This is a genomic window from Arcicella rigui (genome assembly GCF_034929435.1).
GTDB lineage: Bacteria > Bacteroidota > Bacteroidia > Cytophagales > Spirosomataceae > Arcicella > Arcicella rigui.
In genome coordinates this window covers 95,721-117,614 of the sequence record NZ_JAYFUM010000022.1, presented here as the reverse complement: position 1 = coordinate 117,614, position 21,894 = coordinate 95,721, and the positions used below count along the sequence as shown (strand labels likewise).

Genomic DNA, 21,894 nt, shown 5'->3' with positions numbered 1-21,894 from the left:
TACGATTATAGTCAATTTATTTAAAATCCCAAACTAAAAATCCAAAAAATATTCATTTCAAGTGAATAAAAAAAATTATTTTGACCCTATTTTATAATAAATATAATGATTTAAAGAAAGCACAAAAATTGGTTTTTGAAATGATAAAAATCAGCATTTAGATTGTGTCAGTATCACACACTTATTGTATCAAAAAAATTAAGTTAAATTACTTAAATCCTCGTATAAACACTTTATTAATAGATATTTATACTAAATTGTGCTGTAATCATTAAATTAAACCTTATGGAATCTTTATCTTTAGAACAGCTTCGTTATCCGATTGGGGAATTTGAAAAACCTACAGAAATTAGTGATGCCTTGTTAAATCTTTGGATTGACGAAATAGCATCGCTTCCTACATTGTTGAAAAAATCTGTGGAAGGCTTAAATGCTGAACAATTGGAACTCCCCTACCGACCAGAAGGCTGGACTCTCCGCCAAACTGTCAATCATGTTGCCGACTCGCATTTGAACGCTTACTGTCGTTTTAAATTAGCACTTACAGAAGATACTCCAACAATTCGCCCTTATGAAGAACAATTTTGGGCAGAATTAGAAGATGGTAAAAACGCTCCGATAGAGTGGTCGCTTACTTTATTAGAAATGCTTCATAACAGATGGGTGATGCTTTTGAAATCAATGACCGAAGAACAATTTGAACGCAAGTTTGTCCACCCTGCAAGCCAACAAACGAACTCGCTTCGTACTGTGGCAGGTATGTATGCTTGGCATGGTAAACATCACACCGCTCATATTACTGAATTGAGAAAGAGAATGGGAATTTGAGAGTGTGGAGTTTTTTGAATGTGGAGTGTTGAATGCTGAGTGAGGAGTTTAATTTGGCTTCAAAACTCTGTATTCCTAATTCATCACTCAAAAACTTTACACTTGAAAGTAAAAATAATGGAAATTCATATTTTCAAAAAATATTAAATTATGAACCTTAAAGCTTGTTTTCTGGGCTTTAAGGTTTTTCTGAGCTTTACTTTTATCAGCTTTCATCTTTTTTCACTTATCTTTAACTTTTCATTCAACAACCACTTTAAAGATTTGGTATTAACCTTTTGTACATGGAACGTTTCACAGGACTTATTGGGATTGTATTAATTTTAGGAATTGCCTATTTGATGTCGAATAACCGAAAAGCTATTAACTACCGCACAGTAGGTGTGGGCTTGGCTTTGCAGTTTGGCTTGGCTGTTTTTATTTTAAGAACCGACATTGGAAAAACACTATTTACTAAATTAGGAGAACTGGTAAATCAACTCCTTGAAAAAGCAGACAAAGGAGCAGAATTTGTTTTTAGTTCACTGGTACAACCCGAATTAATGACAAAAGCCTTCGGTGAAGGTCATGATTTTGTTTTTTTCTTCAAAGTAATTCCTACGATTGTATTTGTAGCGGTTTTGGTAAATATTCTGTATCACCTCGGAATCATGCAAAGAGTAATTGCCGTTTTGGCAAAAGGTATGCACTGGCTCATGGGCGTAAGTGGAGCAGAGGCTCTTTCAAATGCAGCTTCGGCTTTTGTTGGACAAGTGGAGGCTCAGATTATGATTAAACCTTATTTAAAGGGTATGACAAAATCTGAATTATTGGCTTCGATGTCGGGAAGTTTTGCTTGTATTGCTGGTGGTGTAATGGCTACTTATATCAAATTGGGCGTACCTGCTTCGTATCTTTTGGCGGCAAGTATTATGGCTGCACCGGGTGCTTTAGTGATTTCAAAAATCGTTTATCCTGAAACTGAAAAATCTGAAACACAAGGTTTTGTTCAACTTGAAATTAAGAAAGCTCATTCCAATTTGGTGGATGCCATTGCTTCGGGTGCTTCTGAAGGCTTGAAAGTTGGCTTCAATGTAATAGCGATGCTAATTGGTTTTATTGCTTTGATTGCTCTAATTGATTCTATTCTTTGGCATGTTGGTTTTTACGTTTTCGGTATGCCAAACCTTAGTATGAATTTCATTTTAGGAAATGTTTTCTCGGTATTTGCTTGGGCTATGGGCGTACCCAGTAAAGATATTCAGGTAGCAGGTGCTTTGATGGGAACAAAAATGGTAGTAAATGAATTTGTAGCCTACTTGGATTTAGTGAAAATCAAAGAAACTTTAGATGTAAAAACTTTGGCTATCACCAGTTTTGCTTTGTGTGGTTTTGCCAATTTTAGTTCGGTAGCAATTCAGATTGGAGGTATTGGCGAATTAGCTCCTGAGCGTCGTACTGATTTAGCCAAATTAGGTTTCAAAGCATTAATTTGTGGTACTTTGGCAAGTTATCTTTCCGCTACTTTAGCAGGATTACTTTTGTAAAAATACGTACTACGCATAAAAGCCTGACGATTCTTGATTTCGTCAGGCTTTTTTTATGGACTTGAATAGAGTTTTCTACTCCTTGATATTATCTAAATTATAATGTAAACCACGATTTTCTTTTCTGGCTCTGGCATCTTTGATAATGAGGTAAGCTACATTAATCATATTGCGGAGTTCGTTGATTTGAACAGAAATTTTTGATTGACGATACAATTCTTCGTGTTCAAGATAAATCAATTCCAGACGGTCGTAAGCTCTTTTTAGTCTTCGGTCTGTTCTTACGATACCGACATAATTACTCATGATAGATTCTAATTCACGAGCCATTTCTGTTACCAATACTAATTCTTCAGGATGCGTCGTTCCTTCGTCATTCCAATCTGGAATATTGGTAGGAAGTATATTGTCTTCAAAAATTTCAATGGATTTCAAAAATGCTCGATGTGCATATACAATGGCTTCTAAAAGTGAATTAGATGCCAAACGATTTGCCCCATGCAAACCTGTTGACGAACATTCGCCAGCGGCAAACAAGAAATTAATATTCGTTTGCGAGTACTCATTTACTTTGATACCTCCACACAAATAATGCTGGGCTGGCACAACGGGAATCATGTCTTTTCCTGTAATATCCAAACCGAGATTATCTTTACAGTACTGGTAAATCATCGGGAAATGATGTGTAAAATCCTCATGGTCGAGATGGCGAGTGTCTAAATACACATGGTCCACGCCATTTTTCTTCATTTCAGAGTCGATGGCTCTTGCTACAATATCACGTGGAGCTAATGACAGGCGTTCGTCGTACTTTTCCATAAAAGTACTTTCGTCCATATTTTTCAAAATACCGCCATGTCCACGCACAGCTTCTGAAATCAAAAATGAAGGTTTTTTGCCGGGTTGATACAAAGAAGTAGGATGAAACTGAATAAACTCCATGCCTTCTACTAATCCTTTGGCACGGTATGCCATCGCAATTCCGTCGCCAGTGGCAATGGTTGGGTTGGTTGTACTTTGGTAAATCTGCCCGATTCCGCCCGTAGCCAACAGCGTAGTTTTAGCTAAAAATGTTTCGGTTTTTCCAGTAATAGTATTAAAAATATAAGCTCCGAAACACTTTTTATCGGGTGTATCTTTGGTTACTTTTTCGCCCAAATGATGCTGCGTAATTAGGTCGATGGCAAAGTAATGCGTAAAAAAATCTACACTTTTAAAAGATTTTACTTTTTCTAATAAAGCTCTTTCGATTTCGTTGCCTGTTGAATCTTTATGATGCAAAATTCTTTGGTCGGAATGTCCTCCTTCTTTCACTAAATCATAAGAGCCGTCCTCTTTTTTATCAAAGTTTGTTCCGTAGGCAATCAGTTCTTTTAGGCGTTCGGGGGCTTCTGTTACTACAATTTCTACTGCTCTTTTATCCGACATAAAATCGCCCGCCACCATTGTATCTTCTATGTGTTTTTCAAAAGAATCTTCATCTTTCCAAACCGTAGCAATGCCACCTTGTGCATATTTCGTATTACTTTCTTCGGCGATGGTTTTTGTGATGATTGCTATTTTTACATTTTTGCGTTTTTCTTCAAAGTATGTAGCAATTTTGGCTGTATAAGAAAGCCCAGCGATACCTGAGCCGATAACTAAAAAGTCGTATTGGGGCATAATGATGAAAACGGCTTGCCGCCCGCATTTAATGATTAAATTAAAAATACAATGTCACGAATGAACAAAGTTATTTTAAAAACTTCTTTATTAATATTTTATAATGATTTAATAGCTTTATTTCTACCAAAAACAAAGGTAATTTTGCTTATTCTAATAAAATGTTTCAGATAATTGTTATAAAATTGACATTACATTAGGCAAAATGTTTCATTTTTTATGCAAAAAATATCATTCAGATTGCTATAAATCAGCATAAACAATTCATAAATATTGGAGAAATTTATGAAAATTTAATGAAGTAAGTTTACTTTAATAATTTCAAATTCCAGTCGTAATGATTAAATTCGGCTAAAAAAAATGGAAATAGCGAATCACTTGTAAATACCCTAAATAAAAATAGTATATGGAAGAGACAACACAAAGTAGTGGTATTTGGAAGATTACGACAGGTTTTTTGGCAGTAACAGTGTGTGTACTTGGTTATTATTTAAAGAATGCAAATACAGTAAAAGAAGAACAAAAAATTGAAATTACGAATAAAGTACAGGCTTTAACCCTCACAAAAATTCGCTTAGATTCATTGAGTTTACAATTAGACACCAAAATCGCCCAGATAAAATCATTGGGCGGACAAGTGGATGATTTACTGGCAGCAAAAAAACAATTAGAACTCGACAGAATTCAGCTGAAAAAAGACAGTATTTTTTCAACCACTCGTTACGAAAATAAAATTGCAGAATATCTTCGCTTGATTCAAGCTAAAAATACTGAGCTTTCGCATTTAAAAAAGGAAAATGTAAGACTGGCAGATAACACTAAATTATTGGCTTCTGAAAATGCCAGTCTATTGACTGAAAATGCACAACTAAAATACTTTAGACAAGTACTCAGCGATTCGCTTGATAATTATTACCAGAAAAACCTTGAACTTACGGCTACCGTGAACAAAGGTGCGGCTTTGCAGGCTCAAATGGTACAAGCTATTGCTGTTTCAAGTAAAAATAAGGAGCGAAAAGGTGGTTTATTTCGTGTGGCAAAAGTAGATAAAATGAAAATTGCTTTTCAACTTTTGCCGAACGCCATTGCTAAAGAAGATAATAAATCTATTTTTATAAGAGTAATTGACCCAAAAGGAAGTATTCTGTACGACTCGAATGTTGGCTCTGGCAATTTTGATTTGATGGGAAAAGAATCCGTTTATACCATTAAAAAAGACATTACTTTTCAGCGAAAAGGACAAAGTGTAGAGATCGTTTACGCCAAAGGCACGGGAATTCAATACCAAGTCGGGCAGTATGAAATTGAATTGTACTGCGAAGGTTTTAAAATTGGAGAAGGACATTTTGCCATCAAATAATATTCAAATTGAAAATTTACCCTTTCTCTATGAAAGGGTTTTTTTATGGAGAAATCATTCAAAACATTCGCATTTAAGCCTAATGAAGTAGTAGCGTCTATTGGTGCGAGTGGTGGCGTTTGGGAAATTTACTTCGCCTCTCAGGTCGAAAACCTTACATTTTATTTACAAGACATCGACGAAAATCTGTGTAATCAAGAAGAAATTGAGGCAGGAATTACTTTTTATGAAAAATTCCTCAAGAGAGCAATTTCAGGAAAATTTTTCTCCGTCATCGGCACAGAATACCAAACCAAACTCCCCTATCATACTTTCGACAAAGTACTTATCCTCAATAGTTTTCATGAATTTTCATTTCCTGATGCTATGCTTCAAGACATTGCCAACATCTTGAAACCACAAGGCATACTTTTTATAGAAGAACAATTGGCAAGCTACGAAGGCGAAATTCATGAAGGTTGTTTAAAAGCACTCTATCGTGAACCTGTACTGATAGATTTTGTTATACAATTCGGTTTTACTCTTCTGAAAATTGTTGATAAAGGTAACGCCGTAAAGATTTTTAGTTTTCAAAAAAAATAAGGCTGAAAACCGAATTTTCAGCCTTATGAAAAACAAAAAGAACTTCTCTAAAACCATTATTTAAGCATCAAGGCTGAATTGCGAATTAGGATTATTAAAGGATTTTTTTCAGTTTTTAGCTTTACAAAAACGTTTTTAGTGAAAGTATTCATCCAAATTCCCAAATACAAAATTGCCTTAACCCTTTCGTTCACAATTAATTCAGCATTCATAATTCGGCACTCATACTTATCTCCCCATCCAACCACCATCAACTGTTAAGATTGTGCCATGCACATAATTTGAAGCTTCGGAAGCTAAGAAAACCACTGGGCCTTTGAAGTCTTGTGGCTCACCCCAACGATTAGCAGGAATACGACTCAAAATAGCAGTACTTCTTTCGGGGTCGTTGCGTAAAGCTTCGGTGTTGTCTGTGGCAATATAACCGGGAGCAATTCCATTTACATTTACACCTTTGCCAGCCCATTCGTTTGCCAAGGCTTTTACTAAACTCGCCAAAGCACCTTTCGAGGCAGCGTAGCCCGGCACGTTGATACCTCCTTGAAAACTTAATAATGAACAAGTAAAAATGATTTTCCCACTTCCTTGTGCAATCATGTCTTTTCCGAATTCACGTGCCAAAAGAAATGGCGTATCTAAATTGATGCTCAAAACACTGTCCCAGTACTCATCTGAATGTTCGGCAGCAGGATTTCTTTTGATAATTCCTGCATTATTCAGCAAAATATCTACTTTAGGATTTTCGGCTTTTACTTGTTGAATAAATTCATAAACCTTCTCACGATTGGATAAATCAGCCTGATAGGCTTTAAAATTTCGTCCTAAAGCCTTCACTTCTTGTTCGATGATACTTCCTGAAAGTTCCAAAGAGCCAGCAACTCCAATAATATCTGCACCAGCTTCAGCCAAACCAAGAGCCATCCCTCGCCCAATACCTTTGTTACAACCTGTCACCAAAGCGATTTTTCCACTAAGGTCAAAATTTTTAAAATTATTCATTTGATGGATTTTTTCGTTTAAATCAAATTTTTAGAAGCCTATATGATTCAGTGCATTTTGTACAAACAATTCATTTTTATCAGTCATAAGCAGACTACTTCATAAAGTAAGTTTGATTGATTTTTTACTTCATGTCGCTGGTATTTTAATTTCGTTTTGGCTTACCCAATAGCTATACAATTACAATCCACGTTTATAAAATACAATCACCGATTATGTCGAACTATCGGCAATTTCATCCAATCATTTTAGCAAATGTGTTAAGCAAACAGCCCATGATTAACTCAAGGAAATACTTTTGCTCGAAGCCAATTGATAAAAATGAATTGAGTGATTTTGCCCGATTTTTTAAAGCCCAAACAGGTATAAAACCCTCAGAGTATCGGCACTCCTTTTAAGTTTAACATTTGCTTTCGTTCCCATTCCAAGAGAGTTGTTCGTATTGAACAACTCTTTTTTTGTAGATTATTTTAGGATAATATTTTATCAATTAAGTATGAATGATTGATTATGTATAACATTGATACAATATTGATAAAAAATTATACTATACCAATATTAATTTTGTTTAACAAATTATTGCAATTATTCAATAAAAAAGCCAACTCTACTGGTAATAGAGTCGGCTTTGGATGATTTTCAAACTCGCTAAAATTCAAAAACAGCCCAAACTATGAAAAAAAATTTTATTTTTAGCTATCCGAGAGCTAAAACTTTTTATTCGGTCATCATAATACTGCTTTCATTTGCTCAGTCATTTGCCCAGAGTATTAGTGGAAGCGTCAGAACAACAAATGGTGAAAAACTATCGGGGGTAAGCATTGCCATCAAAGGCACAACCAAAGGAACAACAACCGATAAAGACGGAAAATATGTGATTGAGGCACGAAAAAACCAAACGCTTATTTTCTCTTTTGTAGGCTACGAATTACAAGAAGTAGCTGTTGGCGATAAAAAGCAATTAGATATTACCTTGAAAGAAGCAACCGAAAGCCTCGAAGAAGTAGTCGTAACGGCAGAAAACCGTTCGGTTTCGGCACAGCGAGTACCTATTACCCTCGACTTGGTTACGGGCAAGGCTATACAAAAACAGGGTATTACAGATTTAGTTCAACTGCAAGCCATTGCTCCGAGTTTGAATATTGTCACGAATACCATTTTTAATCAAATTAATGTTCGTGGTGTGGGAAGTAACCAAGGTGCTGCCGAACTTTCAGACCAAGCTGTTACGGTTGGAATCGACGGTGAGTACATTAATAGACCCGTAGCCCTAAACGCTGCATTGTTTGACCTCGACCGTGTTGAAGTCTTGAAAGGACCACAAGGTACACTCTATGGACGTAATGCTACCGCTGGAGCAGTAAATATCATTGCTAAAAAACCTACTCAAACTCGTGAAGCAGATTTGGGGCTAAGTTATGGAAATTACAATTCCTTGAAACTGAACGGAATGGTGAATCTTCCTTTAGGAAAAATTGTAGCGGTACGTGCGGCGGGTATATTGAATAAGCACGATGGCTACCGTGACGGAGGTGCAGTGGGAAAAATTGATAACGGAAATATGTGGGCAGCTCGTTTGGGCTTGACTATAAATCCGACCAAAGCGTTGTCCATGTATGTAGCGGGCGAAATTAGTAAAATAGACCAACAAGCACCTTCGCAATATGGTGTTCCGATGGCCAATATTACTGAATTAAAAGATAAAGAACCTATTGCTTGGACAACCCCTTTACCAAATGATTACCCCGTTGCAACGGCTGGTTTTATGAAAATAGACCAATCGGCTATCAGGGGAAAAATCGCCTACAATTTTGGCAAAGCAATTTTAAGCTATACCGCAGGTTATCGTAAAGTAGCTATGACTGGCTATCAGCCTCTTAATGGCTATGTACCAGAAACCAATAGTTTTCATAACGACATTGCATCATCAACGCAAAGCCATGAACTAAGATTAAATGGCGAAACAGCTAAATTGAGCTGGCAGGTGGGAGGTTTTTATGGTGATGAAGACCAAAATACCGCTCGTGGGCTATTATTGGTTTCGGCAGCAGGGGCATTTGGTGGACAAGTTCCTTTTCTAAACTTCTTCATCAGAGATGTAAATTCAAAAACATCAGCCATTTTTGGGCAAGCCACTTATAATGTCAATGAGAAATTGGGCTTTACACTTGGTATCAGAAATACTTCTGACAAAAAGGTTTTAGGTGGGGGAAACTTGGCATCGGCACCTTTTGGTCCACCTTCTATTATTCGATTTTTCTACCCAAATGTGCCTACTTCTCCTACGCAGGCAGGTATGAAACCATTTGAGGGAATCCCGACCGAAGGCAGTTGGAACAAGACTACTTGGTTGGCTGGATTGGAGTATAAAATAGATGCCAATAAAATGTTGTTTGCAAAAGTAAGTACGGGTTATAAAGCCGGAGGATTCGATAATTTAGGTCAGTATAATCCAGAGAGCTTGGTGGCATACGAAATAGGTACTAAAAATAAGTTTGCTAATAACAAATTACGTTTGAATGCTTCGGCTTTCCACTATGACTATAAAGACCAACAAGTGACTATTTTTATCTCGACTGCCATCGGTGGCGCTATCCAAAATGCGGGAGTTAGTACTGTAAAAGGTTTAGAAATAGATGGAGAATATGTTGCAACGAGAGCCAATAGATTTAGATTTTCTGTGAACTTTTTGGATGCGAAATACGATGACCTAAAAACTGTAGCTAATAGAGTAGGTGCAGCAGTAATTGAAAGAAATCTTGCGGGAAACGTAGCACCTATGGCACCTAAATGGACCCTCACGGCAGGCTATAACCACGATTTCAAAATAGGAAAAGGCATTTTAAACGCAGGTATTCAAACTTTGTTTAAGTCGGATTATTATACCACCGCTTTCAATTATGCCATGGATAAGCAAAAGGCTTATACAAAAACAGACATCAACTTGACTTACACAACCCAAGGAGGAAAGTTTGATATAGGCGTATTTGCCCAAAATCTTGAAGATAATCGTATCATCACTTATTCAAGTTTTAATGGTGGTACTATCAATATTTATAACTGGATATTTGGCTCGCCAAGATTAATTGGGGCTCAGTTGAACCTCCATCTGTAATAAAAATAGGGGAGAAGTTTATGCTTCTCCCCATTAATAAACAACCTTAATTGATAAAAACAATGTCAAACGCCCAAAACCGAACCGCAGGAATACCACAAGGAATCATCATTGCTTTGGTTAGTATTTTACCCATGATGGCCGTAATTACACTTATGCCCGTCGTGCCCACACTTCGTAATCATTTCAAAGATGTTCCTTATATCGAAACGTTGGCTCCGTTCGTGATTTCTGCCCCTGGTTTGTGTGTGGCTTTGTTTTCGCCGTATGCAGGATTTTTGGCCGATAAAATCGGTCGTAGAAAATTGCTCATTATTTTCTCAATTCTTTACGGAATCGGTGGTGTTTTGCCCTTTTTTGTAGAAAGTTTCAGTGCATTAATTGCAGGAAGGCTCATTTTGGGTATTGGTGAAGCATTTATCCTTACCATTGCCAATATACTTTTAGGCGATTATTTTGAGCAAAGCCGCCGAAATACGTGGTTGATGATTCAAAGCATCATTGGGCCTGTATTTGGTTTCTTTGTTATCAATAGCAGCGGGCAACTCGCTACGGTGGGTTGGCAATATCCGTTTTTGTTATATGCCATTACGCTTCTTATTCCCATTGGTGCGTTTTTCTTTATCTATGAGCCTACTGAGAAAGCCTCATCGCTTGCCAATGTTCAAAATGGTTCGCTTCAATTTTCGAAGAAATCTTTAGTCAAAGTTTTCTTCACAACTTTCATTGCTTCGGTTCTCTACTATGTTTATACCTTACATTTTTCTTTAGCCTTAGATAAAATAGGTATCAACGACCCTAAAGAAGTGGGTAAAATCACGGCAGTGGCAAGCCTTATGCTACCACTTGGGGCGGTTATGTTTAAGTTATTGGGTACTAAAAGTAATCGAATTCAGTTTGGAATTATGTTTACACTTATCGGTATTGGCTTAATCGGAGTTGGTATTTCTACCGACTTAACTTCGGCCATGATAAGTGCCATTATTCAACAAACAGGTTGTGGTATGGCAATTCCCGTACTGATTGCCTATGGTTTGCGTTCGGTGCCTGTCGAATACCGTGGTCGTGGCATGGGTGTGTGGAGTAGTGGATTTTTCTTAGGCCTTTCCACATCGCCGTTTATTGTGGGTTCGGTCAGAAGTCTTTCGGGCGATATATTAAAAGCCTTCGTCATCTTTGGAGTCGTTTGTTTGGTGATGGTCGTACTTAATTTCATTTTCGATAAAGAATAATTCTTTGTAGGTAAAAATCAGTTATATAATAATGAGTTCAAATATCAAACGTGCTGTAAGTCTTTGTAGCTACCAGGAAGAGTTTTTCCTAAAAAAAAGGAATCTTGACGACAGTGGAGTGGTAACTGTAGCAACTGGCAGCGAATTCGTATGTCAATTTTAATCTAACTAATGCTGAAAATGAAGAATAGATTATTCATAACGATAATGGGCTTTATCTTAATTGTTAGCGGGCTAAATGCCCAAATGCCGACAAAGAAAGACCGTTTAGACGAGGTGGGGCGTAACAATAATATGATTCCTCATTTGCAAAAAAAAGGAAATTCAAAACAACTTATTGTGAATGAAAAGCCTTTTTTGATTTTGGGCGGAGAATTACATAATTCGTCTTCTTCAAATGCGAACTACATGCGTCCAATCTGGGAACAACTGAAAAAGAAAAATCTCAATACGGTCGTGGCACCTGTTTATTGGGAGTTGATAGAGCCTACGGAAGGAGAATTCGATTTTTCTTTAGTGGATAGTATGATTGTTGGCATTCGAAAGCAAAATCTAAAATTGGTCATATTGTGGTTTGGCACATGGAAAAATGGCTATTCTACTTATGTGCCAAGTTGGGTAAAACATGATTCGGATAAATACCCTTATGCCAAGGATAAAAACGGAAAAAATCTTCAAATCCTTTCTGCTTTTGGTGAAGAAACAATGAAAGCAGATGCACGTGCGTTCAAAGCTTTGATGAAACACATCAAAGAGTTTGACCAAAAGGAGCAAACTGTTATCATGGCTCAAATCGAAAATGAGGTGGGTTTATTTTACACACCCCGTGATTATACAGCCGATAAATTGTACCAATCGCAAGTGCCAACAGAAGTACTCAACTACCTAAAAAACAATAAATTACAGCCAGAGTTAGAGAAAATATGGAAAGCAAATGGCAGTAAAACAAAAGGTATTTGGGAAGAAGTCTTCGGTAAAAGTGATACTACTACCACCAACTGGAAAAATTTAAGTTTCTTGACCGAAGAGTTATTCAGTGCCTATCACTACGCTCGTTTTATGGGTGCGGTGGCCGAGGCAGGAAAATCAGAATATCCGATTCCTATGTACGTTAATGCTTGGATAAAACAGCCAAAATTGGGCTATCCTGGCAAATACCCAAGTGGTGGGCCAGTACCGCATACCTTAGATATTTGGAGATTGGCAGCTCCTGCCATTGATTTGATTGCCCCAGATATTTATATTCCCGATGCCAATGCTGTAATAGAAACTTATAGAAGAGATGGTAATGCCGTTTTTATTCCTGAAATTGGACATAACAGTACGGCTACTTTTGAAGCCATGTATGCATTCGGAAATCAAGAAATAATAGGTTTCTCACCTTTTGGCATTGATGATATGACACCAGAAGAAGACCCATTTACGCCTGCTTACAAGGCACTTTCAAAGGTTAAAGATGTTATTTTGAAGTATCAAAGTACTGATAAAATGGCAGGAATATTATTGGATAAAAATAAGCCTATCCACAATTTCGACTTAGGCGATTATTCCATTCAAGCCAATATTGGCAAAACAATTATTGATTTTAATTTGGTTTTTGCGGGTTTTCCTTCAAAAGACCCAAAGCCAGAGGTAGCCGGTGGAATACTCATTAACATTGGTAAAGATGAATTTATTCTTATTGGAAAATACTTCAATATTGAACTAAAAGCAAAAACGCCCAATCCTGCCATGCCATTTTTGGACATTGAAGTGATGGAAGAAGGCTATTTTGAAAATGACATTTGGAAAGTAACTCGTAGGCTCAACGGTGATGAATCTTTTACGAGTATGGGCGGAGATGCTGGTTTTGGCTTTAAAAAAGACCCAAGTATGGCAGCGGTTGCGTTTCCAGCAACCGAAGAGTTTAAAGTTATACGTTTTAAGGTTTTCAGATATAAATAATTAGAATTTTAACTATCATGATAATGCATTTTTCTATTTAGAAAACCTTAATTAAATTTTCTTTTTTTAAATATTCAATAACCATAATATATGTCTTTAAATATCAAACGTGCTGTAAGCCTCTACAGCTATCAGGAAGAATATTTCCTAAAAAAAATGAGCCTTGAAGATTGCATCGCTGCGGCTGCGGCTACGGGTGCAACGGGAATTGAAATTGTAGGTGAACAAAGTGTGCCGGGCTGTCCGAAAATTCCATCAGAAGCATTCATTGAGCAATGGTTTGGGTGGATGGATAAGTACAAGGTTACGCCTGTTGCCCACGATATGTTTTTAGATTATAACAAGAAAAAAGGTCATTACTGGTCAGACGAAGAAGCGGTTGAGTCTTTCAAAAAAGACATACTTTTTGCCAAAGCCTTGGGGTTCAAAATCATTCGTGTGATTGTGAATACTACGCCGCAGATTATTGAAAAAGTATTACCTTTTGCCGAAGACCACGACATCAAATTGGGCATCGAGGTACACGCACCTTGGAATATCAATAGTGCATGGATGTTACGCCACTGGGAAGTGATGGAACGCACAGGTACAAAACACTTTGGCTTTATTCCTGATATGGGTGGTTTTACCCAACGCCTGCCTCGTGTGCAAGTAGAGCGAATGATTCGCAACGGTGCTGACCCCGAAATAGCCAAATACGTTTGCGAACAACACGAAAAAGGCGTAATGGCAGAATACACGGTTTACGAAGTATCTAAGATGAGTAATAGACGTATAGATATGGCCGTAGCAGAGCTTTCACGCCATACACCTTTTGTCAATCCGCTCAGTTTAGTGCCGCATATCGACAGAATTATACACATTCATGGCAAGTGTTTAGAGATGTTGGAAGATTGCACAGAGTACAGTATTCCCTACAATGAAGTAGTTGCCGTATTACAAAAACATGGCTACAATGGCTACATCGCTACCGAATACGAAGGCAATCGCCATATCCAAGATATTTATGAGGTCGATAGCGTAGAACAAGTACGAAGACACCAAGAAATGTTGAAGCATTTGGGATGTGGGATTTAATCCAAAGATGAAAATAATGTTTATAAGATTTTGGAAAAGGAAAAATCCCCAATCCCAAATCATAAATCCAAAATAGAATTATGTACGAAAAATATATGATTGTGCCAGAAAAGGCAAAAAAGACCGAAAAAGGCTTTGAAATAGGAGCAAGATTGCCTTATTACAGAGGTGTTTCGCTTTCGATGGTCGAAGAAATTGAAGTTTCTTTAGATGGCGAAACTTTGCCACAAAGCGATGTAGCTATCACGGTTCATGGCAATACCTATAACCTTGAACAACGAGAAAATGAAACGGATGACCGCTGGGAAATGGGCGAAGTAGCGACCCTTTCGGTGGCTAAAGCAGGTGATTTGTCCGCAGGTGAACACACCATTGGACTAAAAATCAACCTCCGAATTGGCTATATGCCTTTTCCGAGTATCAGAGTTTTCGAGAAGAAAGTAAATTTTACCTAAAACTTAACGCAAATGAATATAGAACAAGAAATGCAAGCCTTGCGTGAAGAAATAAGTGCTTTACGTAAAATTGCTAACCGAGCCAATGACCGAGGAGAAGTTGAAAATTTGTTTAATCGGTATATGTATTACCACAATGCTTTTCAAGACCATCATATCATTCCGATGTGGGTAAAAGAAGGTACTGAAGGCATTCATGCACAATACACCAATGCAGGAATTTACAGCACCTATGAGAGCGTAATTCGCTACCATCAAGACCGCCCCACCCCTGTTGGAAAGCTGATTTTACACTATACCACTACGCCAGTGATAGAAGTAGCAGGCGATGGCGAAACCGCCAAAGGTGTTTGGATTATGGCTGGTTGTGAATCGGGATTGAGTACGAAAGAGGAAGCCGCCAAAATGCCCGATTTTATGTTTTCTCCGCAAGAAGTACAGGGCAAAAAAGTATGGGCACACTGGGTTTGGTGTAAGTATGCCGTTGATTTTTTGAAACAAGATGGCGAATGGAAAATCTGGAAATTTCGCTGTTTTGAGTTGAGCAGAGCTCCTTTTGAAGAAAACTGGATAAGTTTTGCCGAGAAAAACACCTTTGCATTCGACTTGGATTTGATGTATTTCGGCGACGACGGCAAGCCCGTTTTTATGCCACCAGCCGAGTTGCCTGTCAAAAATCCGTATTCGCCTTATCGTCCAGATACCATCCAAACGCTAGTACCCGAGCCACCAAAGCCCTATGCCAGCCATGATGGAAGCTTTTATTAAAATGGAAGATTTGAAGGTATGAGAATTTGAAGATTTGAAGAATAAAATGCAATTAAATGCTCAACTCTTCAACTCCTCAATAAATAGAAAATAAATGAAAATAGGAATAAGCCTTGATATGGTGAATGTTCATCACCAAGAACCCAACCGTAATCGCTACGAAAGCAAGTATTATTGGGATGAGCTATACCCCATGATAGCCACAGCAGGTTTTAGGGCTGTTGAGATTCCGTTTGACCCCTTCTGGATTTTCAGAGGTGGCTCGGGTGTGCCTTTTACCAAGTATTGTATCGAAGTAAAATTTGAAACAGTTGCCAAATTTGTGACTCATTTGCAAGCAAACGGCATCGAAAAAGTGGCAGGGATTCATTTCAATCCTACCATTTTTATGCGTAACGAAAACCTTGATTTTTACTTTGGAGCTTCTGGCTATTTCGGAGGGGAAGCCATCCGTTATGCCGCCGAGTTGGGTTGCGACTACATAGCCATTACTCCCACGCCGCCTTATGGTTTGGTACAGCATTATCATGGCAAAAACCCAAATTGGGAGGGCGATTTTATGAACCGTACCATTCAGTTAATCAATGGTTTTGCAACAATTGCCCAAGAAAAAGACATCAAAATTTCGCTTAGAAATGAGTACTGGAGTGTGCTTCGTAGCCAAGATTACCAAACGTTTCTGTCGCAATTAGATGATTCAATTCATTTTAATATTGATTCGGCAAATTTGAGTATTGCAGGTCAAAATTCAACTGAATTATTAAAAAATAATGCCAGTAAAATTGGTTCAATTTATCTAACCGACACAGCATTTATGGATGATAATGAAACCTGGAAAACACCTTTGCCCGAATATCCACAACACCGTGCTACGCAGGTTTTTAAAGATGTAGGTTTAGGAAAGGTTGATTTGAGCGGATTCTGCCAAACGCTCAAAGAAATTAATTATGATGGCTGGGCAATTGTGAGTAATCGCCAAACCCGTGAACCCATGCGTGCTTTGCTGAGAAGCAGAAAAACGATTTCGGATTTGGGAATTGAGATTTCGGAATAAAACATAAAAGAAAAATTTTATTAATGATAAAAAAGAAAAATATGGAACAAATCCAAAATCATAAATCCGAAATCCCAAATATAAAATATTCTCACATGAACCACTGGAAAAACATTCCTTACCAAAGGATTGACAACTTCCGTGAGTTTTATTACGAAGACAAAACCAATTCGGCATATTACACCGACTGGGACAGAATCCTTCGTTACCAAAAAGCCTTGGGATTCAATGGAATAGAGCTTGCTCCGTGGGATTTTCCAGAAATGTTACCTCTTTTTGGTTCTCCCCAAGCCTTCAAAGATTTTGCAGCCGAGCGTGGCGTTGAAGTAAGTGGAATGTTTCATTTGATTGACAAACCCTACGACCGAACGCACCATAAACAAACGCTTGAAGAAAGTAAAAAAGCCGTGGATTTGTTGGTTGAATTTGGTGGTACTCAGCTAAATTCTGCTCCGATAAACAACTATTATGGTGTAGGGCCTTTGAGTCGTGACCAAATCAAAGCATCGGCCGAAATCATTACCGAAGTGGGCAAATATGCTACTGACAAGGGCGTACAAATTGGGATTCATAACGAGTTTTTCTTGGCAATCAACAAAGACAACCACCGTGAATACCTCGAACTCACCGACCCACGCTATGTGCATTATTGCCTCGACACGGCACAAGTAGCTTTACTGGGCGAAGATATATTGGAATTTTATGATACCTATCACGACCGTATCTGTACGTTCCACTTGAAAGATACCGCTACGCCCGCTTTACCCGATGACATACGCTACAGTCGAGACATCGAAATTGTGGACGATGGCACACGTTGGTTTTGGGAACCTGGCGAAGGCGTACTCGATTTCAAAGGTTTGTATCAATTACTCAAAAAGTATCAATTCAAAGGTTGGGTAACTGTTGAAACCGACGGCACGCCCGACTTGCTGGCTTCGATGGCACTTTCGAGGTATTATATTGATAATCAACTAAGTGAAATTTATAACTAATGCTTTAAGCTGTAAGCATTAGGCTATAAGCTAAATTAACGAAGCCTATCGCATACAGCTTATTGCTTAAAGCAAATTACCATGGGTCCTTTAGACAAATATATTTTAAGAGAAGATGCCTTAGAAGCCACCGAAAATGGCTTTCAGCTCAAATTTCAGTCGCATTGGTATAGAGCCTTGCCTCTTTCTTGTATGGATTTTAGCCTAAAAATAAACGGGCAAGAAATCGACAAAAGCCAATTGAGCATCAAGGTAAACGGCAACGAATATACCTATGAGCAACTCCCCGAACTGGACAAAGAATGGTTGTTTATCCTCGACAGAGGAGCTTTAGCCGTAGCCCAGCCATTAGAAAAAGGAGAAACGTATCAGGTAGAATTCAAATACGACCTTTATATCCCTTACATTTTGGTAGGGCCACAAGGTAATCCATTAATGGCAAGTAGTTTAGTACAGAAAAATTTGGTATGTCAGTAGAAGTTTATGGATAAAAACCAGCAAGCATCATCTCAAATCGTTCCTCAATTTTAATGGGAATATTGCGTGTTAAAGGCTATGTACATTTAATTTTTGAATAGCCTTTGCTTTTGCCAAACGAACAATATGTTCGACGGTCATGTAGCGTTCCATTTCAGCTTTTTCGTCGGGAGTAAGTCCAACGCTGGTATTTTTATCCAACAAAATGGCTACTCGTTCTTGTGCTTTAGCAGAAGATTTGTAGGCTAAAACTTTACGAGGAGAGAGGCTTGCTAAAAAAATTACCAACTCATCATATACCGAGTTATATTCTAAAACCATAGTTGTGTTTGTTCTTTTTCTTTATAAAAATAGAGCATTTCATGTAAAGTTAAAAACTTTTTAAAATAATACAGATGAAATTAGCCACCTCCCTTTTTTCCTACGCATACGAATGGAACTCCGGACAATTTTCGTTGGAAGACGTAATTGCCGAAACTCGTAAACGTGACTTAGGTACCGGTTTAGAAATAATTGGCTTTCAAAGCCTTAGAGGATTTCCATACATCTCTGACCAAACCGAAAAAGAAGTAAAAAACCTCCTTGACAAGTACGAGTTTGAGCCAGTGGCTTTAGATGCCAACATTGATGTGGCTATCAAACGCCACACCAAAATGAGTATTGATGAAACCGTAGAATACATCAAACCTCAGATTTTGGCGGCTCAAAAACTCGGCTTTCCTATCCTGCGTTGCCAAACTACCGCACCAGCCGAAGTCTATCAAAAACTCGTGCCTTTTGCCGAAAAAGCTAACGTCGTGATGGGAATAGAGCTACATACGCCTTACAGCGTTGACCACCCTTCGGTAATTAAAATGGCTGAAATGTTTGGACAAATGCAAACCCACGTGTTGGGCTTTGTGCCAGATATGGGTACTTGTATGCGTGCCATTCCGGAGGCGTTATTGACCAGCTTTAAAACGGCAGGTGTCACCGACGAGATGATTGTCATTACCAAAGAAATTTGGCATAAAGATATTCCAACGCCAGCCAAATTTGGCGAATTGGCCCAAAGATTAGTTCCAATGGGGGCTACGCCGCCACAAATTGGCCGCCTGAATATGGCATTTAGCATGAATGGCCGTCAGCCCGTAGAAAATTGGAAAGAAATCATGCCTTATGTTGTACACGTGCATGGTAAATTCTATGGTTTCGATGAAAACGGCGATGAGCCTTCGATAGATTACCCTGCCATTTTCAAGGTTTTCCACGAAGGAGGTTACAAAGGCTACATTTCATCAGAATACGAAGGCTCGGCATTTACCGATGAGTTTGATGCTTTCGACCAAGTAGAAAAACAGCATAAACTTTTCAAGAAAATTATTCAAACAATACATCCATAGTTAGTTGGTTTTGGGCTGTGCCCAAAAAATGTTCATTGACTTTAATGCCAAAAGTGCTAATCATGGTGATAAAAACAGCTTTTTTAGTCCCTGTTTTTTCGATAAAAATACGTCTTTTTTTATTTAAAATTTCAGCATAAGCTTTATCTATGGTAAACTCGGTAAGCGAAAATTTGATTTCACACAAATTAATACAATTGTCTTGTCTGTCAAGAAGTAAATCTATTTGTGTTCCTTCTGTGTCATTTTTGCCTACCAAACGCCAAACCGAAGATTCGGTATAAACACCCGCAATGCCCAAGGCTTTTTTGAGTTGTGCTGTATGTTTGAGACAAATCGTTTCAAAAGCCAAGCCCGACCAGCCTTTCCAACTACTACTTTGCGAGCGTTTTTGCCAAGTGCCTTCGCCAAAAGCTTTGTTGTTTTCCATGAATTTCAAATAAAATAAAGAGTATTCATCAGTCAATTTGAAAATGCTGTCTTTTACCGTTTTGCCAAAAGGAATGTATTCGGTTACAAAGCCAGACTCGGCGAGGTCATCGATGATTTTGGTTAAACCACTGCCCGACGACAAGCCACAGGTTGCTATGATTTGGTTGCGACTCATGCCTTCGGGCTTATTGGCCAGTGTTTTGACAATGAGGCTGTGTTTTTCTGAATTACCAAAAAGTGCCGTGTAAAGGTCTTTAAATTCGGTACTGAGCAGTCCATCTTTAGTAAAACAAAGTCTATCAATGGTTTGGATGACGCTTTCGCCTGTTTTCATTTCTTTCAAATAGTGCGGAATGCCACCTAATACCATGTACAGTTGTAACAGTTGGTAGCGGTCGAGACGAATGTATTTGCTTTGCAAAAAGAGTTCTGTTTCCTGCAAATTGAATGGCAATAGACGAATACGGCGGGTGATTCTGTTGTGTAAACCGCCTTTGTTTCTAACAATATTTTGTATCATCCAAGAAGCAGCCGAGCCACAGATAACCACCACAAGATTATCTTTTTTAGAAGCCCAAGTATTCCAAAAATGGTCGAAAGCAGGTAAAAAACCTGATTTATGGGAATCAAACCAAGGCAACTCATCTAAGAAAATAACCTTTTTAGCGGTTGGTTCTGAGGCTAATCGCTTTTCTAAAACCTGAATAAGTACGTGAAATGCCTGTAACCAATTTTTAGGGGTGAGTAAAGGTAAATCAAAGGTTCGAGCAACGGTGAGGCTAAAATTCTCTAATTGAGCATTTGTTGAAATGCCGTTTAAACCTGTCAGCTCAATAAGTAGCTGAGATTCATACACAGTTCTTATTAAGTAGGTTTTCCCAACTCGTCTGCGACCATAAACCGCAATGAGTTCTGCTTGAGAGGATGCTAAGGCTTCTTTTAAAATCGTAATTTCTGTTTTTCGACCAATTAATTTTTCCATTTTACACTTTTGGCAATTAATAAAAAGTATTTACCGCCAAAAGTATTATTTTTTTTCACTTTTGGCAATTAATAAAAAATATCTTTTGCCAAAACTAAAGTGTTTAAACCCAATTTTATAATAAAATGAACAATCCTCATGAAAATGCTGCGATGTTTAAACTAAAATACGCTCCGCATATTGGTTCGTTTACGCATTCGGCAGGAAAAGACCCTATCGACCAAATCAATTATATGGCCGATTTGGGTTTCAAAGCCCTCGAAGATAGCGGCTTCGTGTCGCCCTTGGTGCAGTTTAATTCTACTCGCATGGGCATTGGGATGTGCAGCCAAACGCCTGAGATGCTCAATAAAATTGGCGAAACCTTGGCAAAAAGAGGCATGGAAATGGGCACGTTTGTATTGACCCCTACCAAATGGCCGCCCATCGAATTGGTCACTTCGGGCAAACCTGAATATTTAGAGGAATTTCTTACTAAATGCAAAAGCGGTGTAGAAGTTGCCAAGCGTATCAATGCCAAATTTGTAACCATTACGCTCGATTGCTTCGACCGCTCTTTGCCTATCGAAATGCAAACGGCTCATGCCATTGATGCCCTCAGAAAAGCCAGTGATATTTTTGAGCCTATCGGCGTGACAATGGCGATAGAAACCCTTGCCGACCACCACGAGCTTTTCCTCAGAACCTCGGCACAGGCGTATATGTTGTGCAAAGCCGTGAACAGAGATGCCTGTAAAATTTTGTTCGATATGTATCATTTGCAAAAAAATGAAGGCAGATTGATATACCACATCGACATGGTTTGGGATGAAATCGGCTATTTCCAAGTTGGCGATGAACCAGGGCGATGCGAGCCAGGAACGGGTGAAATCAATTACAAAAATATCTTCAAACACATTTACCAAAAGTCGAAAGCCAGTCAGAAAGATTTCATTTTGGGCATGGAACATTTCAACTCAATTGATAGCATTGAAGGCGAACAAGCTTTATTAGAAGCCTATAAACAAGCTGATAATTTTTAAAA

The 21,894-nt window shown here is 38.2% G+C and carries 19 protein-coding genes; 15 read left to right on the top strand and 4 right to left on the bottom strand.

Annotated features, from left to right (window positions below; genetic code table 11):
- Nucleotides 1–285 precede the first annotated feature (285 nt).
- A complete protein-coding gene (locus tag VB248_RS17750) occupies nt 286–828 on the top strand; it encodes a YfiT family bacillithiol transferase (protein WP_323298156.1) in 543 nt (180 codons plus the stop codon).
- Between the two features lie 284 nt (nt 829–1,112).
- Nucleotides 1,113–2,354 (top strand): NupC/NupG family nucleoside CNT transporter, encoded by a 1,242-nt coding sequence (locus tag VB248_RS17745; protein WP_323298155.1) that lies wholly within the window; start codon nt 1,113–1,115, stop codon nt 2,352–2,354.
- A 75-nt stretch (nt 2,355–2,429) separates the two neighbouring features.
- Here VB248_RS17745 and nadB read toward each other — a convergent pair whose 3' ends face one another.
- Nucleotides 2,430–4,016 (bottom strand): L-aspartate oxidase, encoded by a 1,587-nt coding sequence (gene nadB / locus VB248_RS17740; RefSeq protein WP_323298154.1) that lies wholly within the window; start codon nt 4,014–4,016, stop codon nt 2,430–2,432.
- A 406-nt stretch (nt 4,017–4,422) separates the two neighbouring features.
- Here nadB and VB248_RS17735 point away from each other — a divergent pair, with 406 nt between their 5' ends.
- Nucleotides 4,423–5,376 carry a hypothetical protein gene (locus VB248_RS17735; protein WP_323298153.1) on the top strand — a complete coding sequence of 318 codons (954 nt, stop codon included), beginning with the start codon at nt 4,423–4,425 and terminating at the stop codon, nt 5,374–5,376.
- Nucleotides 5,377–5,421: 45 nt separating this feature from the next.
- Nucleotides 5,422–5,958, top strand: coding sequence for a class I SAM-dependent methyltransferase (locus tag VB248_RS17730; protein ID WP_323298152.1), 537 nt, complete (start codon nt 5,422–5,424; stop codon nt 5,956–5,958).
- Between the two features lie 228 nt (nt 5,959–6,186).
- Here VB248_RS17730 and VB248_RS17725 read toward each other — a convergent pair whose 3' ends face one another.
- Nucleotides 6,187–6,957, bottom strand: a complete 771-nt coding sequence (locus VB248_RS17725; protein WP_323298151.1) for an SDR family oxidoreductase — start codon at nt 6,955–6,957, stop codon at nt 6,187–6,189.
- 673 nt (nt 6,958–7,630) lie between these two features.
- On the opposite strand from VB248_RS17725, the gene VB248_RS17720 reads away from it, so the two are divergent.
- The 9 genes from VB248_RS17720 to VB248_RS17680 all read left to right on the top strand — a co-directional run bounded on the left by VB248_RS17720 (nt 7,631) and on the right by VB248_RS17680 (nt 18,074).
- The gene (locus tag VB248_RS17720) at nt 7,631–10,072 is read left to right on the top strand and encodes a TonB-dependent receptor (RefSeq protein WP_323298150.1); all 2,442 of its coding nucleotides are present in this window, start codon (nt 7,631–7,633) and stop codon (nt 10,070–10,072) included.
- A gap of 62 nt (nt 10,073–10,134) precedes the next feature.
- The gene (locus VB248_RS17715) at nt 10,135–11,304 is read left to right on the top strand and encodes an MFS transporter (RefSeq protein ID WP_323298149.1); all 1,170 of its coding nucleotides are present in this window, start codon (nt 10,135–10,137) and stop codon (nt 11,302–11,304) included.
- Nucleotides 11,305–11,484: 180 nt separating this feature from the next.
- The gene (locus VB248_RS17710) at nt 11,485–13,248 is read left to right on the top strand and encodes a GH35 family beta-galactosidase (protein WP_323298148.1); all 1,764 of its coding nucleotides are present in this window, start codon (nt 11,485–11,487) and stop codon (nt 13,246–13,248) included.
- Nucleotides 13,249–13,338: 90 nt separating this feature from the next.
- Nucleotides 13,339–14,325 carry a sugar phosphate isomerase/epimerase family protein gene (locus VB248_RS17705; protein ID WP_323298147.1) on the top strand — a complete coding sequence of 329 codons (987 nt, stop codon included), beginning with the start codon at nt 13,339–13,341 and terminating at the stop codon, nt 14,323–14,325.
- 80 nt (nt 14,326–14,405) lie between these two features.
- On the top strand, nt 14,406–14,780 hold the full coding sequence (locus tag VB248_RS17700; protein ID WP_323298146.1) for a C-glycoside deglycosidase beta subunit domain-containing protein: 375 nt from the start codon (nt 14,406–14,408) through the stop codon (nt 14,778–14,780).
- 12 nt (nt 14,781–14,792) lie between these two features.
- On the top strand, nt 14,793–15,548 hold the full coding sequence (locus VB248_RS17695; RefSeq protein ID WP_323298145.1) for a nuclear transport factor 2 family protein: 756 nt from the start codon (nt 14,793–14,795) through the stop codon (nt 15,546–15,548).
- 94 nt (nt 15,549–15,642) lie between these two features.
- Nucleotides 15,643–16,602: a sugar phosphate isomerase/epimerase family protein gene (locus tag VB248_RS17690; protein WP_323298144.1), complete on the top strand. Its 960-nt coding sequence runs from the start codon at nt 15,643–15,645 to the stop codon at nt 16,600–16,602.
- 95 nt (nt 16,603–16,697) lie between these two features.
- Nucleotides 16,698–17,597 carry a sugar phosphate isomerase/epimerase family protein gene (locus tag VB248_RS17685; RefSeq protein WP_323298143.1) on the top strand — a complete coding sequence of 300 codons (900 nt, stop codon included), beginning with the start codon at nt 16,698–16,700 and terminating at the stop codon, nt 17,595–17,597.
- Nucleotides 17,598–17,678: 81 nt separating this feature from the next.
- A complete protein-coding gene (locus VB248_RS17680) occupies nt 17,679–18,074 on the top strand; it encodes a C-glycoside deglycosidase beta subunit domain-containing protein (protein WP_323298142.1) in 396 nt (131 codons plus the stop codon).
- Between the two features lie 69 nt (nt 18,075–18,143).
- On the opposite strand, the gene VB248_RS17675 is transcribed toward VB248_RS17680, so the two are convergent.
- Nucleotides 18,144–18,395, bottom strand: a complete 252-nt coding sequence (locus VB248_RS17675) for a hypothetical protein (RefSeq protein WP_323298141.1) — start codon at nt 18,393–18,395, stop codon at nt 18,144–18,146.
- 74 nt (nt 18,396–18,469) lie between these two features.
- Here VB248_RS17675 and VB248_RS17670 point away from each other — a divergent pair, with 74 nt between their 5' ends.
- Nucleotides 18,470–19,456: a sugar phosphate isomerase/epimerase family protein gene (locus tag VB248_RS17670; protein WP_323298140.1), complete on the top strand. Its 987-nt coding sequence runs from the start codon at nt 18,470–18,472 to the stop codon at nt 19,454–19,456.
- Here the strand turns inward: VB248_RS17670 and VB248_RS17665 are convergent.
- A complete protein-coding gene (locus VB248_RS17665; RefSeq protein ID WP_323298139.1) occupies nt 19,434–20,870 on the bottom strand; it encodes an AAA family ATPase in 1,437 nt (478 codons plus the stop codon). The two genes, VB248_RS17670 and VB248_RS17665, sit on opposite strands and share 23 nt — an antisense overlap.
- A gap of 125 nt (nt 20,871–20,995) precedes the next feature.
- Between VB248_RS17665 and VB248_RS17660 the strand changes: the two genes are divergently transcribed.
- On the top strand, nt 20,996–21,892 hold the full coding sequence (locus VB248_RS17660; protein ID WP_323298138.1) for a hydroxypyruvate isomerase family protein: 897 nt from the start codon (nt 20,996–20,998) through the stop codon (nt 21,890–21,892).
- Nucleotides 21,893–21,894: the final 2 nt, after the last annotated feature.

Bases quoted from the DNA above. Each gene is read 5' to 3' on its own strand.
- nadB (WP_323298154.1), bottom strand. From the start codon at position 4,016: ATGCCCCAATACGACTTTTTAGTTATCGGCTCAGGTATCGCTGGGCTT.
- VB248_RS17715 (WP_323298149.1), top strand. From the start codon at position 10,135: ATGTCAAACGCCCAAAACCGAACCGCAGGAATACCACAAGGAATCATC.
- VB248_RS17710 (WP_323298148.1), top strand. From the start codon at position 11,485: ATGAAGAATAGATTATTCATAACGATAATGGGCTTTATCTTAATTGTT.
- VB248_RS17665 (WP_323298139.1), bottom strand. From the start codon at position 20,870: ATGGAAAAATTAATTGGTCGAAAAACAGAAATTACGATTTTAAAAGAA.
- VB248_RS17660 (WP_323298138.1), top strand. From the start codon at position 20,996: ATGAACAATCCTCATGAAAATGCTGCGATGTTTAAACTAAAATACGCT.
- VB248_RS17720 (WP_323298150.1), top strand. From the start codon at position 7,631: ATGAAAAAAAATTTTATTTTTAGCTATCCGAGAGCTAAAACTTTTTAT.
- VB248_RS17705 (WP_323298147.1), top strand. From the start codon at position 13,339: ATGTCTTTAAATATCAAACGTGCTGTAAGCCTCTACAGCTATCAGGAA.
- VB248_RS17675 (WP_323298141.1), bottom strand. From the start codon at position 18,395: ATGGTTTTAGAATATAACTCGGTATATGATGAGTTGGTAATTTTTTTA.
- VB248_RS17695 (WP_323298145.1), top strand. From the start codon at position 14,793: ATGAATATAGAACAAGAAATGCAAGCCTTGCGTGAAGAAATAAGTGCT.
- VB248_RS17680 (WP_323298142.1), top strand. From the start codon at position 17,679: ATGGGTCCTTTAGACAAATATATTTTAAGAGAAGATGCCTTAGAAGCC.
- VB248_RS17735 (WP_323298153.1), top strand. From the start codon at position 4,423: ATGGAAGAGACAACACAAAGTAGTGGTATTTGGAAGATTACGACAGGT.
- VB248_RS17730 (WP_323298152.1), top strand. From the start codon at position 5,422: ATGGAGAAATCATTCAAAACATTCGCATTTAAGCCTAATGAAGTAGTA.
- VB248_RS17750 (WP_323298156.1), top strand. From the start codon at position 286: ATGGAATCTTTATCTTTAGAACAGCTTCGTTATCCGATTGGGGAATTT.
- VB248_RS17685 (WP_323298143.1), top strand. From the start codon at position 16,698: ATGAACCACTGGAAAAACATTCCTTACCAAAGGATTGACAACTTCCGT.
- VB248_RS17725 (WP_323298151.1), bottom strand. From the start codon at position 6,957: ATGAATAATTTTAAAAATTTTGACCTTAGTGGAAAAATCGCTTTGGTG.
- VB248_RS17745 (WP_323298155.1), top strand. From the start codon at position 1,113: ATGGAACGTTTCACAGGACTTATTGGGATTGTATTAATTTTAGGAATT.
- VB248_RS17670 (WP_323298140.1), top strand. From the start codon at position 18,470: ATGAAATTAGCCACCTCCCTTTTTTCCTACGCATACGAATGGAACTCC.
- VB248_RS17690 (WP_323298144.1), top strand. From the start codon at position 15,643: ATGAAAATAGGAATAAGCCTTGATATGGTGAATGTTCATCACCAAGAA.
- VB248_RS17700 (WP_323298146.1), top strand. From the start codon at position 14,406: ATGTACGAAAAATATATGATTGTGCCAGAAAAGGCAAAAAAGACCGAA.